This window comes from Clostridium sp. AF27-2AA (genome assembly GCF_003478505.1).
In the GTDB taxonomy this organism is placed as follows: domain Bacteria; phylum Bacillota; class Clostridia; order Lachnospirales; family Lachnospiraceae; genus Brotaphodocola.
The window spans coordinates 137,610-159,573 of the sequence record NZ_QUFI01000005.1 but is presented as its reverse complement, the minus strand read 5'-3'; the positions used below and the strand labels follow the sequence as shown (position 1 = coordinate 159,573).

Sequence of the window (21,964 nt, the reverse complement as noted above, 5' to 3'; positions counted from 1 at the left end):
CCGGGAATTTTTATATCAACGGCTGAAATTTAAGCGCTTACTTTATATTAGCTTATACCGTAATGTTTTAAAATACTATACCAAATTTTATTATAGCATAGTAAATAAATTGAATTAAATCACTTTAATATTTTCTATTTCAAAAATCGAATTAAATATTCCGGCAATTTCGATAGACCTTGTATTCCACCTTCTCCGATCAGAGCTAAATATATAAGAATGACATATTTCCATTTATTACCTAAAATTCGCCTATAAGGCTCCACCGCATATTCCATTGATTTCGCTTCCACCTCATCACCAGTATAAAGCATAAATAGAATTACCAATATCATACACGCACAAGATAAAACAATCCATCTTCCAAAATCACAAGCTTTATAACAAGCAACCACAACCCCAAGCAAGGACAATGGAAATAAAAATATTGCTAATCTCTGTAATAAGCATTTACTTTTTTGAGCAATTCTATAAAAAAATCTAGCAGCAATATGAAATAATGGAAAACTCACTAATAAGCCTAATAACAAATATGTAAATGCATGTGTTCTAAACGCATCATAATGATCCAAAATTAGTTTGTCCCGCGTTGAAGTTACATAATACGAGCTTACATAAAACGAAGAAATTAACCCTTCCTCTTTAACATCACTCTGAAGTAATCCCAAAAGCGAATCCAAATCATTTGTTTTAATCTGCATTAATACAGTACACAAAAACAATACAACCACAATAAATGCACTCGAGAATAAAACGTAACCATCTTCCTTCTTTTTAGATTTAATGAAAACATATGTCAAATAACTGAACAACCACGGGTAGCATAATAATATAAACATTTCATGTGTTAACATAGCACATCCACATATAAATGGAACCAAAAATCTGCATTTACCAAATTCTTTACCCGATAACATTAAACAAATCACAAAAAATACTAATAATAATTCATCATAATGTAAAAATAAATTTGGACGAAGATAATAAGAAATAAATACCGGGCTTGCTATATATATAAGCAACATTAAATTCAACGCTTCATTATTAATCTTATTCGAGTTAGCCAATACGTGATAAAAAATAATCGACAACACAATTATAGAAACTATTTGACAAAACAATCCCGCATTTAACATTGTTTCCCTACTTATTTGATTACAGAACAGCTTTAAAATAGAACCAGGGAAAATTCTCGTAGTTAATCCTAATTTTTGAAATGAATACATCCATAGTGTATAGCCGAACTGATTGTTATAATTTGTGTATGGTTGGAACATGATGTAATCAACCACCCATCGAATTAATAATAGTATTATAATTGGTTCCTTTTTTATAATTAAATAACAGACTGATAAAATTATTGAAAACAGCATTAAATATAGAAAAATTGTTTTGTACTGAAACAGACATGCTTTAAAGCCTCTGAATGAAAAACGCGTAAGCACAAGCGCTCCATCCGACTTTTCATTTGAAACATATAAATTTCCATATTGTAACCCTTGCTCACTTTCGCTCACTATAAACTGTATACTTTCAACTCCCTGAATATTCTCTGGCCAAATATTTACTCTTCCCATTTCACTTCCCTTAAAGGCCGAAGCATCAATTATCATATTTGTCCATGTTCCATATTCATAGTCTGAAATTGATGATTTTCCATATATAACTTGATTATTCGCACCAGTAATATTCCAACAAAGATAACCATTTATTTTTTCCGAATTATCAGCAACTATCAATGTAGATATATTAATATCATGTGTTTTATTAATAAAAAGTTCTTGACTAACACTACCTACATCTAATAAATTTATAACACGTTCATTAATCCCATCTCTCAGTGTAACACTATGGTCCTCATCAATGACTAAGCATGCCTCTATTAAGCCAGCAATAAAAACACAAATTACCACCATTATCCCCATGGATCTTAATATTTTTTTTACTATATCTTTCATGTTTTGAACCTTCCTATAGGTAATACAAACTCATTACTACTAAATTCTCTTCCGTGTTTTTCTATATCTGTCCATTCTCTAATTGCATATTATGCTCAAACAAAGTGGCTCAATTTGTACATTGATAATTGAGACACTAATATTAATCACAATACTATTTTTTGTATGTCACAAATTTATTTAATAAATACTGAACTGCTGCAACAAACACAACTGAACCAATTTTAACTAACATTTGTTTCTGATTTAAAACATCAACACCAACCCACATGATTAACATCGACAGAATTAATCCAATATACCCAACACTAAAAAACTTAATGGCACGTTTGCCAACTTCATCTTTTTTCTTAAAGTTCAAATATGTATTAAGAAAAAAAGAAATAGTAATTCCAATATTTACACTTATAAAGTTAGATAGCAAAAGCGGAATTGATGTCTTAGACAAAAGAAAAAAACTTAGAGTATCCATAGAAGCCGAAAACAATCCAAAAATCCCATACAAAAACATTTCTCGAATTAACTTTTTTACACTGTCCATATTTCTCACTCGCATCTTTCATTTATTATTTATATCACTGTACTTAAGTATTTATTGAGACAGGTACTCCTGATGTCAATAGCCTGTCCCTTATTCGTTCAAGCATATCACCATCAGCTTTTTTAAATTCTGCATATGGTAAGCCCAAACTTCTGTACTTTGCTTTTCCCAAATTGTGTACACTAAAAATCTCACACTTAGCAGGTTTGTATTCAGCTAAAAACTCAACACACAAATTCAAACAACTCTCATCATCTGTTATTCCAGGTACAATAGGAATTCTCGTTGTTATTTTTTTATTCCCCACCATTTCAAAGAAATAATCTACATTAGATTTATACACATCAATATCAGCATTAAGACAATATTTTGCCCGCCTTTTATCCAATATTTTTATATCAACATATGCAAAATCCAGGTACGGTGCAACAACTTCAACAGCACGTTTTGGCGCATAAAGAGAAGTTTCTATTCCACATGAAATACCATTGTCTTTCAATCTTTTGAATAGTTCGCCCAATGCTTCATACTGAAGCAAGGCTTCTCCCCCAGAAGCTGTTACGCCGCCCTCATCACTATAATAATCTTTATCTCTAAGGCAAATTTCTAAAACTTCTTGTATCTCATAATCTTTGCCGAAGACCATAGGTGTTCCATTTTCGCTAACATATGGTTGTATCTCATAATTTAGGTTTTCTGGATTTGCACACCAGGGGCATCGTATCTGACACCCCTTAAGAAAAAGCGTTGTTCTAATACCAGGTCCATCATATGTGCTAAATCTTTGAATGCTAGTTAAACGTAAGTTCACTTTGAATCGCCCTTTCTATTAAATAATCCTTGTATTCTTCTGGCAATTCATTAAAGTATGCGTTAAAGCCCCACACCCGAACAATTAAATTCGGAAACTCTTTTGGATTTTTCTTCGCTGCAATAAGTGTTTTACTATCAACAATATTGGCCTGCATTTGGCAAACACCCTTTTTAAATGCTGCTTTTAAAAGGATTGCAAAATTCTTAACATTTCTGCTCACAAAGTTAGGAGAAACCATAAAGTCAACTACATTACCATTGAATCTGTCCTCGGAGCAATCTAACTGTGCAGCAAAATTGAATAACTCTGTGTACGCAATACCTGTCCCTGATGAAATATGAACAGAAAACGGCGCTTTGTTTTTTCGTCCATCAAATGACGCTGGATAATCCACACTATCCATAATATAATGCGGTGAACTCAGTCCAAATTTAAGCTTTCCGCCAAATGGATTTCTATAAGTGCTTATTATCTCTGTCGTCATTTCCGTAATCTTATTCACGAAAGCAATTATTTCCATATCATCTCTGGCAAATACTTTTGGACTATCGTTAAGTTCTTTTAATAATTCTTCTGCACCTTGGAAATTTTTCTTTCTATATGAATCTAACTCTTTATAGGTATATCGTTTTTCCTCAAATACGAATTTTTTTATGTTCGCAAATGAGTTAACTGCATTAGCCATACCAACAGTCAATATTCCATAATTATTATATTTTGCACCGCCTTCGCTAACATCAAGTTCAACTGATCTTGCATTTTTCGAAAACATAGAATATAAAGGATCTTTTTCCCATTTTATAGTAGATAAGTACTTTGTTATCTTTTCAATAGACTTTTCCAGCCCTTTCCTGTACATAGACAGCAAAATGTCCATTGATTGAATCGTATTTAAGTCCTCATTATCAGAAATATAATTAAATGGATCAAGATAATTCAATGAAAGAATATTATTTTGTTCGTAGGATTCCCCTGCTACCGGCTCCCAACAAGCGGACGTTATATAGTTACAAGCATCTGCTTTCTCATATCCAAACTGAATCATGCTTGGTATAATCTGATCATCATTCGATATAAGTGGACTTCCTACATTGGATGCCATAGTTGCCACAACATCATCCCATAATTCAGACGGCATTTTCTCACTAGTTCTAAGTAAAACTTTAGGATCTGGAAGTCCAAGTTTCTGTATAACACGCATGATCAATTTGGTATATCTACCATAAAAATATGTATCATCCTCTAATGTACCACCCAAAATAACAATCTGTCCTGTATCGCCCATAAGCGCGTTACTTTTCATCACATAATATTTATGAATCAAAGAGAAAAACTCTGTAAACAATTGCTCCGCTTCCGCTTCTTCACACTGATAAGAATCCAAATAGTAATCTAATCTGCCTAATCCTACCAAAATATGTCCCAGCTGCCACTGTATCTGATTCACTATCAAAATTCTTTGCAGTGCCTCCTCCAGAGATTCTGCTTTTTTATTTTTCATTCGATCAATGTATTTAACAATGTTTTCTTTATTCTCTATATTGCTTTCACGCACATAGATTTTTAGTCTTTCAAGATATTTAAAAATAGCATCTAATACAGCATTATTATCATTTGCAAAATCAGATGATGACTCCATATAATAGTCTTGTAATGGATACTTCAAGACTTTATTATACTCAATGGTACAGTTTCCTATAATCTTATTGTGAATCTTTGCGCTTTTAAAAATATCCCATGTGTAAATAAAGTTTGTGCATCCTTCATTATCAAATTCTGCCTGCGCCAAAAGCTTTTCAATTGATTTTCTTTTTGTTCCACCATACACCTTCATATCTGATAAATGATCCAATATGAATTTTACTGTATCACCCTTTTTCTCATTAACACGATTATACTTGTAAAATAAAATAACTGCTGAAAAAAGTCTTCCCTGAAACAAATGCCCATACTTTTTATATATTTTTATCAACAAATTCATTATTGTGTTCATTTTGGTATCCTCACATTTCCCGTTTCAATTTTCTAAAATCTCCAACTGCTTTCCAACCAATTTTTATAATTCTGGGAATATTTATTGAGTTTACCCCACCCTGACGTGGTTTGAATGAAATCTCTCTGAACGTTATACGTTCTTGATAATATGCAAAATATGTCGTAAACATAATATTAGGAATATTAAAATCTTCAGGCAAACGATCTATGTATTTATCAACCAAACTAGCTTTCATCAATCTATATGGAGCATTAGCATCAGGAACCTTTACTCCAAAAATACACCTCAAAAGGAAACATACTACATGTTCTACAAATGCTCTTGACTTTCCGTCTCCACGCACGCTCCTGTGGCCTAAAACCGCATCATACTTATCTCTGAGCTGCCAAAATGCCGCAAATTCCTCCGGATTTGTCTGACCATCAGAATCCGTCTGGAAAATATAATCCGCCCCATTCTTAATCGCATATTTATATAATGCAATCACCTTTGGACCATGATATCTATCGGTCTTCTCAAGAATTTCCAACTGTGGCATGCTCTCTTTTAATTTCATCAAAATTTCATGTGTTGCATCTTTGCTTCCATTATCAGCTATTACAAGTCTTGATTGCTCCCCCGCCATTTCTAATACTGGGTACCACTGTCTGACAACTGCCTCAATATTTTCTTCCTCATTATATGCAGGCATAACAACATAAATAGAATCCATTTTCATTTGCTCCTCCTAAAACTTTTAATCATTTGCAAAATTCTTTCCTACAACTTTTCCAAAACATTTCTTTACTCAAACAATACCTTATCGAATATACCGTAATCGTATTATTCTAATACCAGCCTCCCCTAGGAAATGATTGTTCCTAGTATCTATAATACTATATAAACAAGCTTTTTTATAAATACAAAATTACATGAAAAAACATTAATTTTTTCTAATTCTAATTTCAAAAAATTGCTTCAACAACATACGCATTTATTCCCTATGTTTATGTAGCACTTTATAGAATTCGTCATGTTCTTGATTAATTCGCTCATATAACTCATCATGTAATCCATTAACGGCACCATATAATTCTTCATGTTCCTGATTAATCCGAACATAAACTTCGTCATGTAATCGGTCAATTACTTCATATAATTCATCATGCAAGTCATTTATTGCATTTTGCAGATATTCCATACGTTCGGATAATCGACTTACTTCTGCCAATTTAGATTGAATATTCCAAGACTTCATATATGTCATTTCATAAAACTCTTGATATTCTTTACTTTTAGGAACATTCAATTCCAATATCAGCTTTTTTACTCGTTCAAAATATGCATCATTCATGCTTACTGCTTCAGCATAAGCATTCACATATATTTGAGCAACTTTACTTGCATTTTCCAATAATTCAACAGGGACTGCGTCTTCATTTTTAGATTCAATGAACTCTGGTTTGTATTTAAAATAATTAAATTTTGTACTCCATTTATTTATAACAATCGTCTTTCGCTGTAACAAAATTGACCAATAGGCACAATGATACGAATTTGTTATAACTACTTCTGATTCACAAATAAATTTTAAAATGTTATACAGGCTCTCACTATTCTTAATTCTATCTTCAATGTAGCCTATCCCTTTTATAGGCAAATCCTTGTGCTCAATTACACCATATTTTCTAATAGTATTCTGCTGTGACTTCAAAAAATCTTTTGGGATTGCAGCCGCACTCGGATCCGGCAACCATTCAATACCAGATGGGTGTTGATAATCTCTAATACTAAGCATTGAGAATTTATCCATACTAATAGTTGGAAAATCTGTTCCCTGAAACCACTGCTTATCATGAGTGTTAAAACCAGCACTCCATGCAATCACATGATTGCATCTTTCCAATATTTTGTTGATTGCTTCATTAAAAGAGCGTGTTACATTAAAAAGACCACTTCCCCCTAGTATAACTACATCTTCTGGTTCAATTTCTTTATAATCGATAAAATCAATGTCATGTCTAATCAGGTTAAATTGTTCAAAATAATCCAAATAGTAATTAAGTGGGCAACATCCCCAATCCCCTGCATTATCCCAATCAATCCGATTAATAAAATGAATTTTTTTCATACTCACACCTCACAAGCCAATTACGATAATTGCGCATCCAAAAATCCTTCAATTTTATCCATTACAATTTCCGCAGTAACCTTATACATACACTCCGGTTCTGCCAATCCCTTAAAACAGTCAAACGCCCAATCCGGATACGTTCCCATACAGTTATTGCATCCCTCATAAACAATATTGATGTTCTGCGGATACTCATAGAAATGCTTCGGCGTTGGTCCAAATATAACAGCACATTTTGTGTCAAACTGTGTAGCCAAATGTACCAGGCCACCTTCACAGTCTACATGCAGCATGGAGTTTTTCAAAATCCATTTCGTCACTTCCAGACTTTCTCCAAAAATAATCTGATCTACTCCTTCTATTTTAGTGTTGCCAGATGCACCGACCTGAATAATCGCAATATCCGGATACTTTTCACGAAACAGTGTTACAAAATGATTATAATGCTCTAATGGCCACACCTTAGTCTGCATTTTGCTGCGCCCCATACTGTCAGCTCCACGGTTTAAGGTAATGTAGCGCTTATTCTCCAGTCCCAGCTCCACAAAACGCTGATAAAACTCTTCCCGCAATGGGATCCACGTTTTCTGGTTCTCAATCTTGAAGACGCCTTCATGTCTCAGTTCTGTCCATCGGTTAATCCCCTTGTACTCGCAGCGTTTAAAATGCATCGCCTCCCGGAACCACTGTTGCTGAATTTCCGGATAATATGTTTTATAACTCCGCTCCAGCTTATTGAGTTTATCCATGAAAGCCGGACTGATTCTTGCAATTTTATTCGCATTCATCCGCTCAATATGCACAAAGTGTTCCACGGTTAATGCCAGATCATATTTCCACATCTGAGAATAAAATGTATTAATTGGCAGCACGCTGGTATTTTTACGTCCATCATATACGGCATGTCCAAATGTTACGTTCTCACAAAACACCAAAATATGACACGGTACTAATTCCAAAAGTTCATCCAGAAGCTTAGAACTAATGATATAGTCTCCAAATCCACCGGTCGGTCGAAATGCAATGGATATGCTGTGCTCATCGCACTCCTCTTTATTAACCAGATCATCCTCTGTGGATTCAATCATGGCTTTCACCAGATGAGCATGCTTGAATATAAAAAGTTCATCTCGCATACGATCCTTGATTTTCCGTAGTTTTTCCAGTTTATTTCCCATAACATTTCTCCCACAGTTCTTTTATCTTTTCATTTATTACTTCGGGTGTGTTCATAGCAATGCATCTCGGAACACCGTCAATTCCACATTCCGGATCAAATCGGTTGATATTTTCAATGCCACATCCAAGGCACGGTAAATTCGTAACAACATCCACCGGAAGCAGCGTTTCTCCTTCTGTCTCAACCTGATAAGGGAAAAATCTACCCCGGTTCCATCCAGCGGCAAGAACAACGCAAGGCGTTCTGGTTGCAGCTGCAATATGGGCACCGCCAGTATCATTCGATATAACAATGCTTGCATTCCGCACCAGCTGAATGCACTGCACCAAATTAGTTTCTCCCATACGGTTTTTACAAAGCGAAGAATTTACCTCTTTTTCAATGGCAGCACCTGTATCCCTGTATCGATTACCACCCAGAATCAGACATTGTACTCCATATTCTGAAATCAAATTCTGGACCACTTTTACATAGTTCTTATAATTCCACATCTGAATTGGTGCATCGGCATCAGGGAAAATAACAGCATATTTCTGTGTTGGAGTATCCACATCACACGGTACATCAGGAAGTACTGACAAATCTGCTTTAAAATCTTTCAAGCCTAATCCACGCATGAATTCCGCATTTTTTATTAGTTCCATTGCTTTTAGATTACAGGGAATCACTTTTTCATAAATTTTATCAGAACGCTTCATCTTTGTGGCGGACAATTCCGCATGATCACTCTGCTGCGCAATGCGATGCCGGACATTCACTGCCAGAACAAATAAATCTGACAGTAATGATCTGGATGGATTTGCATTAATGATCGTATCACCACAGAATCCTGCTGCCTCTCTCAAAGCTTTAATCCGGTGAAATCCCTCGGTATCCAGACTGATGACTTTATCAAAATATCCTGTAGCTTCTGCCAGTTCCTGAACATTTTTATAGGAATATGTTAAAAATATGATTTTCTTATCGGGGTAAAGGTTACGAAATGCACGAGCGCTGTCAAGCCAGATGCAGAAATCTCCAATATGTGCAAAACGTAAAACAAAAATATGATTGCTATTGCCCTTATATGATTTTCGGGCCTTTATTCTCAAAATATGGAATAGACTTTCATTCAAACAAACCGATATAAACCGCTTGATTTTATCTTTCATTTTTTCTCACCCACTCCAGACACTGATTCACAGCTTCCATACATTTCTCCACAGTGATGCTTGCAATGCAGTAATAAGTCCCCCGTTCTCCGAACGGATACTTGCACGGAACATCTTTCATTGCATTGCAGCCTTTGCACTCCAGATTAGCATCAACAACCCATAAGGGCAGCTTCTCATCTTTCTCACACGTATATGGGAAAAATCTTCCCAATTCATTATCTCCCATGAGAACTACCGAAGGAAGTCTGCATGCTACAGCCATATGCATAGCACCTGTATCGTTTCCAATTGCCATGCGGGAGCCATTTAATAAATGGATAGTCTGTGCCAGGCTGCAGCATCCTGCATAATTCTTGACTGTCTCAGCATGCTTCATATTGGAAATCACTTCTTCAATCAATACAGAATCAGCCTGACCTCCACTTAAGATACAATCCCAGCCGCTTTTCTCTATAATTGCGTCGAGAACTCTCGCATATTTTTCCGGTTCCCAGATTTTTGTCGGACCAGATGCTGCTGGAAATCCCACAAAATAATGTCCTTTATTCGAATTATCTTCACGAAGGTCCGGGAAACCCACCTGAAAACTTTCATCACCCAGGCCACGAATCAGTTCTCCACACCGAATCAATTCATGCTTGATTCCGGATGATGCCGGGATAATCTGATCATAACCACGATTTGTCCACTTGAGCTGTGTCCTGGAAAGAAATTTTGCGTTGGTGTCCAGAGTAATACGTTTTCCTGCTTTGCAGGCAAACACTAAAATATCCGTAAAGGCAACTCTGGAATATGCCGGCTGTATAAGCAGGTCAAATTCCATTTTCTGCATTTTTCGGAACTCAAAAAATCGTGTGTAATTATGAATATCAATATTAAAGACCTCATCAAACCACTGCGGCATCTCCTGCACCAGTTCTAAGGTAGGTTTAATGGAATCCAGCATCACAACAATCTTTTTATCCGGATACAATTCCCTGAATTTCTGCGCACAACTCAGCCATATAATAAAATCTCCCAGCCCGTCTGTCCGGGCCAGAAGAATCCTTCCTGTTTCATGTTTTGGACGCCGCTGTTTTGCTGTGGCACTATAATACCACAGCAAAAACATTTCCAGCTGATGTGCAACAAGTGGTTTCAAACGTCTTAATACTTTAGGTAGCCGCATACTGTCTCGCTCCATCGTAATCTTTTCTTTTATAAAAGTCGCAGACTGTCTGGGTATCTCCCATAGCAACCATATGTCCATGATCCAGCCATAATACACGGTTACAAAGCTCTTCTATCTGTCGAATGCTATGCGACACAATAAGAACAGTCGTTCCTCCATCCATCAGTTCCTTAATTCGCCGTTCACATTTTTCCTGGAAACTCATATCACCAACTGATAAGATTTCATCTACAATTAAGATATCTGGCTTTACAAGAGTCGCTATCGCAAAGCCCAGTCGCGCAACCATACCAGACGAATAGTTTTTGATTGGAACATCCATAAAGTCTCTTAATTCAGAGAATTCAATGATTTCTTCCTGTTTCGACTCAATAAACTTTTTTGAATAACCGAGCGTCAGTCCATTCAAAAGGATATTTTCTTTCGCTGTAAGTTCGATATCAAAGCCGGCGCCCAGCTCAATCAGTGGAGAAATGCTTCCATCTACTTCTACACTGCCCTTTGTAGGAGTTATGATTCCTGATATAATTTTAAGTGTAGTACTCTTTCCGCACCCATTGTCACCAATCAGGCCAAAAATTTCTCCTTTTTTTACGCTAAAGCTCACATCCTCCAAAGCAATGAACGCGTCTATCTGGAGCTTCCGCTTCATTTTTTTTATAAAAAATTCTTTTACATTATCTGTTTTTTCGCGCTCCAGATTAAAGCGCATTGTCACATTGCTGACCTTTATCGCATCCTGATTCACGTATGTTCCTCCCGCATATTATAAATATAAGATCAGATCTCCCTGTTTCTTTTTGAACACCTGAATTCCCACATTCAATGCCAGCAGCGCAAAGAAAATGCAGGCCGCATGACGCCTCCAGGTTGGGAATGTTCCATATAAAACCACCTCACGGAAGCACTGCAGCATCTGGTATAACGGATTTAACTTCATAATGTTCATGGCAAAGTCCGGGAGCTGGGTTGCCGGATAAAAGATAGGGGTAAAATACATCCAGGCTGTAATGAAAATTCCCCATAAGTAGTACACATCTCTGAAATAAGTTGCCATAATAGACAAAATCAGTCCAACACCCATGGAGAACACTAAGATATACAGGAGTGGAAGCGGCACCAGCAAAATAGCCGGTGTAACCTTTACCCTCGTAAAAATCATAATGATCACAATTGCCATCAAAGAAAATAAAAAGGTTACAAAACTGGATAATATTCTGGAAACCGGAAATACCTGTTTTGGCAAATAAACCTTTTTAATCAGGGAAGCACTGTTCGTAATAGAATTCATTGACATATTGGTTGCTTCCTGGAAAAAGTTAAACAGTGTCTGACCTGTAATCAGATACACCGGATAATTTTCAATATCAAAACGGAACATATACGAGAAAACAATGGAAACCACCATCATCATCATGAGTGGATTTAATAAACTCCACAAATATCCTAATACCGATTTTCGGTATTTGACCCTCAGGTCCCTTTTTACTAATTCTAATAACAGTTCTTTATAAGCCAGCAGCTCATCTAAAAAAGTCTTCATATTTTCCTCATTAATCAGCTATTTTTATGACGCATAGCATTCAATTTCTTTAAAACACGCAGTAAATATACCCAGATAAAATTCGGAAGCGGCATCATAAACAATTCAAACAGTGTCGTATTGCGATTATACATTCGGCCTTTCAGTACTCCGGGCAAAGCGGTCCATTTTCCTTCCGCATACTCCTTCCGACTGACCGCCCATTCATGCAAATTCCGAATGTATGTACAATAAGGTTCCTCCAGTTTTTTATCTAAAAGCCGCTGGTAACGATCTATCAGAATGCAAATCCGATTCTCATAATAATCCCGCTTGCTGCATACATTCTTTAAAAATCCGGTCTGATTGCTTCCATGAATTCGATACTGCATTAAAGATTCATTCAGGAAATAAATATTGCCCTGCATGGATGCAAACAGTTCTAGATACTGGTCATGGTACATACCCTCCAAAAACGGCAAAGACTGCTTGGCAATGTCTGCCCGTATCATCAAAGTGCAACCCCAAAAATAATTCTTAACCAGCAATGTCTTCCACGCTTCTCCTGATCGGATACACTCTGAAAAGCTGTCTGGAATGCTCATATGCCCCTTATACTGGAGCACATCATCTCCATCGATCACATCCGCATTTGAGCACAACATAACACAATTCTGTTCAGTCAATGTTTTCCAGGATTTTTCCAGTTTGTCTGCATTCCAAATATCGTCCTGATCACAATAGGCAAAATAATCTCCAGATGCTTCTCTGGTCAGACATTCAAAGGTTTTCGTACTGCCCAGGTTTTTTTCATTTCGTAATATTCTGTATGGCACCCTTCTCATATTTTCAGATACAAGCTGCTGAATTCTATGAAAATCCACATTCGGAGAGCAATCATCCCTTATAACCAGTTCTATATTGGAATACGTCTGTCTGTCAATTGACTGAAGCTGTTCTATGAGCCACCGTTCCGGTGGATCATAGACAGCCATTAATACTGTAATTTTATCCATTTTAGTAGGTCTTGTAATCCTGTGCAAGATAATTGGTCACATAATCTTTGCAGCCTTCTTCCAGAGTATAGAACGCTTCGTGATATCCTGCAGCACGGAGTTTCTCCATGTTAGCCTGTGTGTAATACTGATATTTCTTTCTTAAAGTTTCCGGCATCTCCACAAATTTAATGTTCGGCTCGAGTCCCAGTGCATCAAAGGTTGCTTTTGCCAAATCGTAGAAGCTTCTTGCTGTGCCGGTACCAAGGTTAAATAAACCGTTTACATCCGGATGCTCAATCATGAACTTCACAACTTTACAAATATCTTTTACATAAACAAAGTCACGCAGCTGCTGTCCGTCGGCATAATCTGGTCTGTAGGACTTAAACAGTCCCATCTCACCAGTTTCTTTAATCTTATTAAAGGTATGGAAGATTACGCTTGCCATGCTTCCCTTATAGTACTCATTCGGTCCATATACATTGAAAAACTTGAAGCCACAGTACTGTGCCGGACGCAGTGTCTGCTGTCTCTCCCACAGATCAAAAAGCTGCTTGGAATAGCCATAACCATTCAACGGTTCCAGTACCCCAATATCTGTCTTATCGTCAAAGCCATGATTGCCTGCTCCATACGTTGCCGCACTGCTTGCATTGATCATGGAAATCTGGTTCTTTACACAGAAATTCCAAACAGCCTTGGTGAATCCCAGGTTATTTTCATACAGGAAATCAAAATCTCGTTCAGTAGTTGCTGAGCAGGCACCCATGTGAATTACATGAGAGACTTTTCCATCAAAGCTGTCAAGCTGCTGTAAAAACTGGTCTCTTGGAATATACTTGATATATTTTTTGTTGACCATATTTTTCCATTTATCTGTAGTGGAAATGTGATCTACAATAATAATATCTTCAATTCCCATGTCGTTTAAAGTACGTACAATACAGCTTCCAATAAATCCTGCTCCACCTGTAACAATAATGCTCATAATAACTCCTTTCCGCAAAACCTTTTATTAGTGATAGGTATTTCTGATTTTTTCAATGATATTTGTTGTAGACAAACCGTCTTCCAAGTCAATCAGGCTGACCTTACCGCCATGTGCCTCCACAACATCCTGACCTACAACAACTTTTCCTGCCCAGTCTTTTCCTTTTACAAGAACATCCGGAATGATTGCTTCCACAAGCTTTTCCGGTGTATCATCATCAAAAATTACAATATAGTCAATCAGAGAGATTGCGCTCAGTAATTTAGCACGGTTCACCTGATCTACGATTGGACGTTTTTCGCCTTTAATTCTGCGAATCGACGCGTCACTATTAAGTCCTACAATCAGGATGTCTCCCAATGCTTTAGCCTGGGCAAAGGAAGAAATATGGCCCGCATGAACCAGATCAAAGCAGCCATTTGTAAATACAATCTTTTTATGATCTGCTTTTAGTTTTTTCACAATCTCTACAAGCTCATTCAGCTGCAGCAGCTTTGTTGCTCTGCCGCCATAGCCGCGGCTCTTGATTTCCTCTAAGGTTGCCGTTGCCGCCCCAAACTTTGAGATAACGATAGATGCTGCATCGTTTGCCATCTCGCAGGCATCCGGCAGCGAAAGTCCAGCTGCCAGTGCCAGGGAGAATGTAGAAATAACGGTATCTCCCGCACCAGTGACATCGATTACCTCCTGCGCTACCGCCGGGAAATCGGCCTTATGACCACTTTCTTTTTCGACCAGAGACATACCCTGTTCAGAACGGGTTACCAGAAGATAATCCAGATTAATCTCTTCACACAGTTTCTGCGCTTTTTCAGCAATCTCTTTCTCTGAAAGCTCGCCATTTTCATGAATCACCTGACGGAACTCTGCCATGTTCGGAGTACAGGTTGTCGCGCCGGTATATTTTTTATAATCACTGCCCTTTGGGTCAATGATAACCGGAATGTTTTTATTTCTTGCCTTACGAATAACAGTCTGGGCACTGTCGAAGGTAACATTTCCTTTTCCATAATCGGAAATAATTACAATATTAATATCTTCGAAAATCGCTTCCAGATTTTTTTCTACATACTCAACATATTCTTCGCAGACATCACGAACTGTTTCTTCATCATAACGTAAAAACTGCTGGCCCTTTGACACGACTCTGGTTTTTACAATCGTCTGTTCCTCTTCCTTCTGCCAGATGAAGCGGGTATCTACTCCTTTTTCATTCATTCTGCGAATCAGATAATCGCCGGATTCATCTTTGCCGATACAACTGATAATTCTGGCGGTTGCCCCAAGCGAGCAGATATTGTTTATTACATTTCCAGCGCCACCAAGATGCACCTCTTTTTTCTTAACGTTGATAACCGGAACCGGTGCCTCTGGCGAAATACGCTTTACGCTTCCCATAATGTACTTGTCCAACATAAAATCACCCAGTACAAGTACTTTTAAACGATTGAAATTATCTAATTTACCGTAATCCATTAATATTTCCACCTTTACTTTTCTTCAAAAAAATCTGCCTCAAGCATTGCGCACAAGCAATGATAGATTGGAAGATGCAGTTCCTGGATCATGAATGTTTCCTTTTCCGGAACCTGAATGGTAATATCGCAAAGTTCTTTCATTTTCCCACCGCCTTCTCCCGTAAGGCCAATGGTAGTAATTCCCTTTGCTTTTGCAACCTGCAACGCGTAAAGGATATTCTTGGAATTTCCAGATGTGCTGATTCCGAGGAAGCAGTCACCTTCTCTTCCATATCCGTAAAGCATCTGTGCAAAGGTAAGCGCAGGGTCTACATCATTGATGAATGCAGTAGACAATGCCGGCATAGAGGTTAATGGAATGGAACATAAGGTTCCCTCCAGTTTCTTAGAAAGCGCTACACCCTCATCTCCATATAAACGTACCAGCTCATCCGCATACTTTTTCTGAATTTTTCTCTCAAACATGAAAGACTTCATCAGTTCTCCTACAATATGCTCCGAGTCAGATGCGCTTCCACCATTACCCGCAACCAGAAGCTTTCCTTCTTTTTCGTAAGCATTTTTAAGTGCATGATACGCATCCAGGATACTGTCTTTGCAGCTTTCCAATTGTGGATACCGCTTTAATAATAATTCAAATAACTGTTTTGAGTCCATTTCCTTACGCTTCATTTTTTACTCCTTCTGTACTTTCTTTTAGCAGCATAATTTTAGGTGTCATAAATATTAACTTTAAATCCAAAAAGATAGAATAATTCCTGATATATGTCAAATCAAGTTTCAACTTATCATAGGAAGTCGTATTATATTTACCATAAACCTGCGCATAACCTGTCAAGCCCGCCTTTACCTTTAATCTGTACGAAAACTCCGGAATCTCTTTTTCTATTTCCGCTGCCAGTTCCGGACGTTCCGGTCTTGGTCCGACAATCGACATTTCGCCCTTCAGAATATTAAAGATCTGTGGCAGCTCATCCAAACGGGTAGCACGAAGCAACCTTCCCACTAGTAAAATGCGTGGATCGTGCTCTGAAGCCAGTACTGCGCCACTATATTTTTCTGCATTCTGAATCATGGTGCGGAATTTATAAATTTCAAAAGTTTTTCCATCCTTCGTCAGACGTGTTTGCTTGTAAAACACCGGTCCCCGATCTGTCAGTTTAATGCTGATTGCAATCAGTAAAAAGAATGGCGCTGATATAACAAGGCCAAGCAGTGAAAACACAACATCCATCAGGCGCTTACAGAACATCTGCTCGATTGCCAGCCCTGTATTTCTGGATAACAGCAATGGAGAATCAAACAGATTTAAGTCCACAGAGCTGCGCAATAATATATCCGATATTTTCGGGACACTATATGTTCGGATTTGCTTTGCATAGCAATACTTTATGATCAAATTCCGCTCATGGGACGGCATATCGCCAACAATAATGCCATCATACTGATCAATCTGCGGAATTAGTTTTTCCATTCCTTCTTTATAATTAATAATCTGACTGATAATGTATTTATCTTCACGGGCATTCATCTTCTCCAAGAGATGATAATCCGAATAATCTCCTGATATTAAAAGCATTCTTCTTGGCGGAAAGATCAATCCGTATATCCACTGAAAAATCAACGTCCATACAAGAATCGCTACAACTGACAACGCAATATTAACGCCTAACGGTACTGGGGTCGTAAATCGCTTATCCTGAACCGTAATTTGAAAATACGTTACAATATTTGTAAATAATACTGCGAGAATCTGAGAATATATCAAATTTCCCTTTTTTAAGAAACCCACTTTGAATCCACCATATGTATTCATGAAAAATATTAGAAGAATAGCATAAATAAAAATCATCATCCAGTTACCACGCCTAAAAAAAGGTGCCCAGATAATTTTATTGTACCACCCAATCCAAATCATCCCGTATATTCCTGCCAATATTGCAATCAAAACAACCGAAAAAATCACCTTGATTAAGCGTTTGTATTTTTCAAATTTTTTCATAACTATGTTCTCATTCTTTCATTACACGTTTCTACTTTATGTCAAAGCAAAATATACCGCTTATCAGTATAGCATTATACATGCATTTTCGCAACTTTCATTCCTTGAAAAGAACTGGTTTTACTTTATTATTCTTCCAATAGATATAATTTCTGTAATTTCTCAGCATTTCACCATGCTAATAATTTGCCTTATAGGAAGTATAATCGTCTCGTAATGCAATTTAGGAATTTCGTAGCAAATTCAAAAAAGTAAAAAGGAGAGTGCATTCATTATGAGAAAGCAGACTAAAGTAGTTGCAGTTGCATCTGCAGCAGCTCTGTTAGCTATCGGTGGTGCTATGACTTCTTTCGCAGCTCAGGGTTGGGTTGAGGAAGACGGTACCTGGTACTACTACGACAAAGATGGCAATAGAGTAGAAGACGAGTGGAAGAAATCTGGAGACAACTGGTTCTGGATGTCTAGCGAAGAGAACGGTGCTATGGCAACCGACGCTCTGATCGAAGATGACGACAACACCTACTATGTAGATAGCAACGGTGTTATGGTTACCAATACCTGGGTGAAAGTTGTTAACGAAGACCAGGATGAGGATGATGATCCGGCTGAATACCATTACTACTACATGCAGTCCAATGGTAAAGCATACAAGGGCAGCGGAGACAAAGTAAACAAGAAAACTATCGACGGCAAGCAGTATGCATTCGATGAGGATGGTATTATGCTGTATGGCTGGGTTGACGAAGATGGTACTACTCTGAACGACGAAGATGGTTGGGCAGAGGCTGAGTATTACTTTGGCTCCTGGGAAGATGGTTCCATGAAGACTGGCTGGCAGAAAATTACTGTACATGACAGCGACAACGACAAAGATGATGACTATGATTACTGGTTCAACTTCAAGTCTAACGGTAAAAAACGTGTACAGCTCGAGAGTGATAACACCACTGAGAATAAAGATGCTACCTGGAAGAACAACGGTAAGTATTATCACTTCGATACCCGTGGCGTAATGGTATACGAGTGGTACCCGACTGAGAACACCACCAGCAACCTGCATTCCGCATCTAACTGGTCTTACTTCAATAGCCCAGAGGATGGTGCTAAGGTAGTTAAGGGATGGTTCAAGGTAGTAGCTCCTAACGAGGATACTTCCTTCAAAGAACTGGATGCCGATACTTTCGCAAGCGATGATGCTAAGAACGAGGATGCTCGTTGGTACTACAACGATGGTCGTGATGAGGGCCTGGTAGTTGGTCAGATTAAGAAGATCAAAGGCAAATATTACGGTTTCCGTCCGGATGATGGCGTTAAGGGTGGCGCAATGCTGAAGGGCCTTTGCGCACTTGAAATGGATGGCGAGAAGATTGTCAAAGTTATCGATGATGATATGGATGCTGACGATCTGGACGATTTCCTGGACAACGCAAAAGCAGGCAGCGTAGCAAACGATGTATATCTGTACTACTTCGGTGATGCAGATGACGAAGATACTGATGGCGCTATGAAGACCGGTAACGTAACCGTTAACCTGGATGGCGAGAGTTTCCAGTTCAAGTTCCGCAACAACGGCGGTGCTGAGAGCAGAGGTCGTGGCGTAACTGGCGTTGATGATGGTGATTACATCTATAACTTCGGTAAGAAGATCAAAGCTGATAGTGAAGATAAGTACATCCTTGTATATGCTGATCAGGATATCAACTCCGCAACTCGTGCACACGTTGTTGATTATGATGGTTCCGAAGTAAGAAGCAAGCTTGGTTTAAGCAATGGTACTACCAATGCAGATGATAAGGGTCTGACCAATGTTTACTACGGATTTGGTACTAAGGATAATGGCTACTACCTTGTAAATACAAGTGGTAAGATTCAGACTGGTAACAAGACCGGCGTTAAAGATGGTGATGACTGGTACTGGTACATGAAGAATGGCAACATCATTATGTACACCGATTCTAAGGATCTTGGCGATGGTAAAGTAGGCTCTGCTACTTACGATTCTACCAAGGATCTTAAGAAATACTGGGATACTGTAACTTCTGCAAATATCGCTGGCTTAGTTGACTAATTTTGAGGAAGTTAATCATTAGCCTAATTTAATATAACCTGTCGTATTCTTTGGAATAGATCAAAGGATACGACAGGTTTTTGCTTTATTTATGAAAAAGGCATGCAAAAAATGATTTCTCATTTTCTACATGCCCTTTTCACTTTAATTCTTTAAAAATAGAATGAATTAGTTGTTGGTAGTAACGGTATTGTTATCCGGATGATAGGTCTTACCGCTCCAGGTCTTCCAGTTCTCAACAACAGTATCTTTAACAGTCTTGTTGTTGGTGTAAGCAACGATGTTCTTATCGTTCAGATAGAAGTACCAATCATCGCCATCCTTAGCAGCGGTCTTGCTCTTCTGGATATTACCAGAGGTATTTACCAGATAGTAGTTGCTATCCCAGATAGCGCCAGCATTACCAACATAGCTTACATGATCTTTATCTTTGTTGACACCAGCATCCTTCTGGTTAGCACGTAAGTCTTTGGACTTGATTTCCTTAACAACTGCAGTATCAGTACCGTAATCATCAGTTGCGTAAACAACGATGTATTTCTCATCGGAATCAGCTTTCAGCTTCTGACCGTATCTGTAAACATACTTCTTATCATAGATACCGTTGATACCACGGCCTCTGCTCTCAGCGCCGCCATTCTTCTTGAAGAAGAACTGATAGTTATCGCCATCAAGGTTAACGGTTACATTGCCAACCTTCATAGCTCCATCGGAATCAGCATCATCAGCATCACCAAAGTAGTATAAGTATACGTTGTTGCTTCCCTGTGCCTCACTTGCATAGGTCATGCCAGCGAAATCACCGGTTCCATCCATGAAGTCATCCAGGTCATCAGCATCCATCTCATCTTTTAATACTTCTACGATAGTAGAACCATCCATACGCAGTGCGCACAGACCAGACAGCATACGACCACCATCTACGCCGTTATCCGGAGCAAATGCATAGTATTTACCTTTGATCTTCTTGATCTCACCGGTAACCAGACCTTCGTCTTTGCCATCGGAGTAGTACCACTTCTCGTCTTCGTTTCTGCTGTTCTTGGTTGCGAAAGTATCGGTAGAATCATCCAGCTGAGAGAATTTGTTATCTTCGGTTGGAGCTACTACCTTGAACCAACCCTTAACGGCACGAGCACCATCCTCTGGACTGTTGAAGTACGCCCAGTTAGAAGCAGATGCCTGATCACCATTCTGGGTAGCAATCTGATACCACTCGTATACCATTACACCACGATTATCGAAGTGATAGTATTTACCGTTGCTCTTCCAGGTATCATTTAAATCGTCACTGCTATGAGCACGTTTCTTACCGTTGGATTTGAAGTTGAACCAGTAATCAAAGTCGTCTTTCTTATCAGTGCTGTCATCATAAACAGTAATTTTCTGCCAGCCAGTCTTCATGGAACCATCTTCCCAGCTACCGAAGTAGTAGGTTGCGTTCTCCCACTCGTCCTCACCGTTGCACATGTCGCCATCTTCAGCAACCCAACCATACAGCATCTTACCATCTTCATCGAAAGCATATCTCTTACCATCGATAACTTTCTTGGTCAGGCTTCCATTGGTGCTCTTGTCTTTGTAAGCTTTACCATTGGACTGCATGTAGTAGTAATGATACTCAGCCGGATCATCCTCATCGTCCTGATCCTCGTTAACAACCTTAACCCAGGTGTTGGTAACCATAACACCATTACCATCTACATAGTAGGTATCATCGTTGTCATCGATAATTTTGTCGGTAGCCATTGCGCCACCTTCTTCGGAATCCAGCCAGAACCAGTTGTCTCCGGATTTTTTCCACTGATCTTCTACTTTGTTGCCATCTTTGTCGTAGTAGTACCAGCTGCCATCTTCCTCAACCCAACCCTGAGCTGCGAAAGAAGTCATAGCACCACCGATAGCTAACAGAGCTGCTGCAGATGCAACTGCAACTACTTTAGTCTGCTTTCTCATAATGAATGCACTCTCCTTTTTA

The 21,964-nt window shown here is 38.3% G+C and carries 18 protein-coding genes; 1 reads left to right on the top strand and 17 read right to left on the bottom strand.

Annotated features, from left to right (window positions below; genetic code table 11):
- Positions 1 to 134: 134 nt before the first annotated feature.
- The 16 genes from DWY84_RS04845 to DWY84_RS04770 form a co-directional block, all read right to left on the bottom strand.
- Positions 135 to 1,958, bottom strand: a complete 1,824-nt coding sequence (locus tag DWY84_RS04845; protein WP_118531331.1) for a hypothetical protein — start codon at positions 1,956 to 1,958, stop codon at positions 135 to 137.
- A gap of 154 nt (positions 1,959 to 2,112) precedes the next feature.
- Positions 2,113 to 2,499: a GtrA family protein gene (locus tag DWY84_RS04840; protein WP_182434915.1), complete on the bottom strand. Its 387-nt coding sequence runs from the start codon at positions 2,497 to 2,499 to the stop codon at positions 2,113 to 2,115.
- Between the two features lie 43 nt (positions 2,500 to 2,542).
- Complete coding sequence (locus DWY84_RS04835) at positions 2,543 to 3,310, bottom strand: radical SAM protein (RefSeq protein WP_118531327.1); 768 nt, start codon at positions 3,308 to 3,310, stop codon at positions 2,543 to 2,545.
- Complete coding sequence (locus DWY84_RS04830) at positions 3,291 to 5,306, bottom strand: pyruvate formate lyase family protein (RefSeq protein WP_118531325.1); 2,016 nt, start codon at positions 5,304 to 5,306, stop codon at positions 3,291 to 3,293. Before DWY84_RS04830 ends, DWY84_RS04835 begins: the two co-directional genes overlap by 20 nt.
- Positions 5,307 to 5,316: 10 nt before the next feature.
- Positions 5,317 to 6,027 carry a glycosyltransferase family 2 protein gene (locus tag DWY84_RS04825; RefSeq protein WP_347560766.1) on the bottom strand — a complete coding sequence of 237 codons (711 nt, stop codon included), beginning with the start codon at positions 6,025 to 6,027 and terminating at the stop codon, positions 5,317 to 5,319.
- A 255-nt stretch (positions 6,028 to 6,282) separates the two neighbouring features.
- Positions 6,283 to 7,419 carry a polysaccharide pyruvyl transferase family protein gene (locus tag DWY84_RS04820; RefSeq protein WP_118531323.1) on the bottom strand — a complete coding sequence of 379 codons (1,137 nt, stop codon included), beginning with the start codon at positions 7,417 to 7,419 and terminating at the stop codon, positions 6,283 to 6,285.
- Between the two features lie 20 nt (positions 7,420 to 7,439).
- Positions 7,440 to 8,600 (bottom strand): glycosyltransferase family 9 protein, encoded by a 1,161-nt coding sequence (locus tag DWY84_RS04815; RefSeq protein ID WP_118531321.1) that lies wholly within the window; start codon positions 8,598 to 8,600, stop codon positions 7,440 to 7,442.
- A complete protein-coding gene (locus DWY84_RS04810) occupies positions 8,590 to 9,753 on the bottom strand; it encodes a glycosyltransferase family 9 protein (RefSeq protein WP_118531319.1) in 1,164 nt (387 codons plus the stop codon). Before DWY84_RS04810 ends, DWY84_RS04815 begins: the two co-directional genes overlap by 11 nt.
- Positions 9,743 to 10,924, bottom strand: coding sequence for a glycosyltransferase family 9 protein (locus tag DWY84_RS04805; protein WP_182434914.1), 1,182 nt, complete (start codon positions 10,922 to 10,924; stop codon positions 9,743 to 9,745). Before DWY84_RS04805 ends, DWY84_RS04810 begins: the two co-directional genes overlap by 11 nt.
- Positions 10,911 to 11,639 carry an ABC transporter ATP-binding protein gene (locus DWY84_RS04800; RefSeq protein WP_118531342.1) on the bottom strand — a complete coding sequence of 243 codons (729 nt, stop codon included), beginning with the start codon at positions 11,637 to 11,639 and terminating at the stop codon, positions 10,911 to 10,913. Before DWY84_RS04800 ends, DWY84_RS04805 begins: the two co-directional genes overlap by 14 nt.
- 54 nt (positions 11,640 to 11,693) lie before the next feature.
- Positions 11,694 to 12,470 carry an ABC transporter permease gene (locus tag DWY84_RS04795; protein WP_118531315.1) on the bottom strand — a complete coding sequence of 259 codons (777 nt, stop codon included), beginning with the start codon at positions 12,468 to 12,470 and terminating at the stop codon, positions 11,694 to 11,696.
- Between the two features lie 14 nt (positions 12,471 to 12,484).
- Positions 12,485 to 13,444, bottom strand: coding sequence for a glycosyltransferase (locus DWY84_RS04790; RefSeq protein WP_243024761.1), 960 nt, complete (start codon positions 13,442 to 13,444; stop codon positions 12,485 to 12,487).
- 22 nt (positions 13,445 to 13,466) lie between these two features.
- A complete protein-coding gene (rfaD, locus tag DWY84_RS04785; RefSeq protein ID WP_118531311.1) occupies positions 13,467 to 14,435 on the bottom strand; it encodes an ADP-glyceromanno-heptose 6-epimerase in 969 nt (322 codons plus the stop codon).
- A gap of 27 nt (positions 14,436 to 14,462) precedes the next feature.
- The gene (gene hldE, locus DWY84_RS04780) at positions 14,463 to 15,914 is read right to left on the bottom strand and encodes a bifunctional D-glycero-beta-D-manno-heptose-7-phosphate kinase/D-glycero-beta-D-manno-heptose 1-phosphate adenylyltransferase HldE (RefSeq protein WP_118531309.1); all 1,452 of its coding nucleotides are present in this window, start codon (positions 15,912 to 15,914) and stop codon (positions 14,463 to 14,465) included.
- A 14-nt stretch (positions 15,915 to 15,928) separates the two neighbouring features.
- Entirely contained in the window at positions 15,929 to 16,588 is a 660-nt protein-coding gene (locus tag DWY84_RS04775) for an SIS domain-containing protein (protein WP_118531307.1), read from the bottom strand.
- A complete protein-coding gene (locus tag DWY84_RS04770; RefSeq protein WP_118531305.1) occupies positions 16,578 to 17,918 on the bottom strand; it encodes a sugar transferase in 1,341 nt (446 codons plus the stop codon). The genes DWY84_RS04775 and DWY84_RS04770 overlap by 11 nt, the downstream gene beginning before the upstream one ends.
- A gap of 274 nt (positions 17,919 to 18,192) precedes the next feature.
- On the opposite strand from DWY84_RS04770, the gene DWY84_RS04765 reads away from it, so the two are divergent.
- A complete protein-coding gene (locus tag DWY84_RS04765; RefSeq protein ID WP_243024759.1) occupies positions 18,193 to 19,986 on the top strand; it encodes a hypothetical protein in 1,794 nt (597 codons plus the stop codon).
- Between the two features lie 168 nt (positions 19,987 to 20,154).
- On the opposite strand, the gene DWY84_RS04760 is transcribed toward DWY84_RS04765, so the two are convergent.
- On the bottom strand, positions 20,155 to 21,942 hold the full coding sequence (locus DWY84_RS04760) for a cell wall-binding protein (protein WP_182434913.1): 1,788 nt from the start codon (positions 21,940 to 21,942) through the stop codon (positions 20,155 to 20,157).
- Positions 21,943 to 21,964: the final 22 nt, after the last annotated feature.

Excerpts from the sequence above, each read along its gene's own strand:
- DWY84_RS04845 (WP_118531331.1), bottom strand. The coding sequence starts at position 1,958 with ATGAAAGATATAGTAAAAAAAATATTAAGATCCATGGGGATAATGGTG.
- DWY84_RS04775 (WP_118531307.1), bottom strand. The coding sequence starts at position 16,588 with ATGAAGCGTAAGGAAATGGACTCAAAACAGTTATTTGAATTATTATTA.
- DWY84_RS04840 (WP_182434915.1), bottom strand. The coding sequence starts at position 2,499 with ATGGACAGTGTAAAAAAGTTAATTCGAGAAATGTTTTTGTATGGGATT.
- rfaD (WP_118531311.1), bottom strand. The coding sequence starts at position 14,435 with ATGAGCATTATTGTTACAGGTGGAGCAGGATTTATTGGAAGCTGTATT.
- DWY84_RS04795 (WP_118531315.1), bottom strand. The coding sequence starts at position 12,470 with ATGAAGACTTTTTTAGATGAGCTGCTGGCTTATAAAGAACTGTTATTA.
- DWY84_RS04815 (WP_118531321.1), bottom strand. The coding sequence starts at position 8,600 with ATGGGAAATAAACTGGAAAAACTACGGAAAATCAAGGATCGTATGCGA.
- DWY84_RS04770 (WP_118531305.1), bottom strand. The coding sequence starts at position 17,918 with ATGAAAAAATTTGAAAAATACAAACGCTTAATCAAGGTGATTTTTTCG.
- DWY84_RS04790 (WP_243024761.1), bottom strand. The coding sequence starts at position 13,444 with ATGGCTGTCTATGATCCACCGGAACGGTGGCTCATAGAACAGCTTCAG.
- DWY84_RS04820 (WP_118531323.1), bottom strand. The coding sequence starts at position 7,419 with ATGAAAAAAATTCATTTTATTAATCGGATTGATTGGGATAATGCAGGG.
- DWY84_RS04825 (WP_347560766.1), bottom strand. The coding sequence starts at position 6,027 with ATGAAAATGGATTCTATTTATGTTGTTATGCCTGCATATAATGAGGAA.
- DWY84_RS04830 (WP_118531325.1), bottom strand. The coding sequence starts at position 5,306 with ATGAACACAATAATGAATTTGTTGATAAAAATATATAAAAAGTATGGG.
- DWY84_RS04805 (WP_182434914.1), bottom strand. The coding sequence starts at position 10,924 with ATGCGGCTACCTAAAGTATTAAGACGTTTGAAACCACTTGTTGCACAT.
- hldE (WP_118531309.1), bottom strand. The coding sequence starts at position 15,914 with ATGGATTACGGTAAATTAGATAATTTCAATCGTTTAAAAGTACTTGTA.
- DWY84_RS04760 (WP_182434913.1), bottom strand. The coding sequence starts at position 21,942 with ATGAGAAAGCAGACTAAAGTAGTTGCAGTTGCATCTGCAGCAGCTCTG.
- DWY84_RS04800 (WP_118531342.1), bottom strand. The coding sequence starts at position 11,639 with ATGCGCTTTAATCTGGAGCGCGAAAAAACAGATAATGTAAAAGAATTT.
- DWY84_RS04765 (WP_243024759.1), top strand. The coding sequence starts at position 18,193 with ATGAGAAAGCAGACTAAAGTAGTTGCAGTTGCATCTGCAGCAGCTCTG.
- DWY84_RS04810 (WP_118531319.1), bottom strand. The coding sequence starts at position 9,753 with ATGAAAGATAAAATCAAGCGGTTTATATCGGTTTGTTTGAATGAAAGT.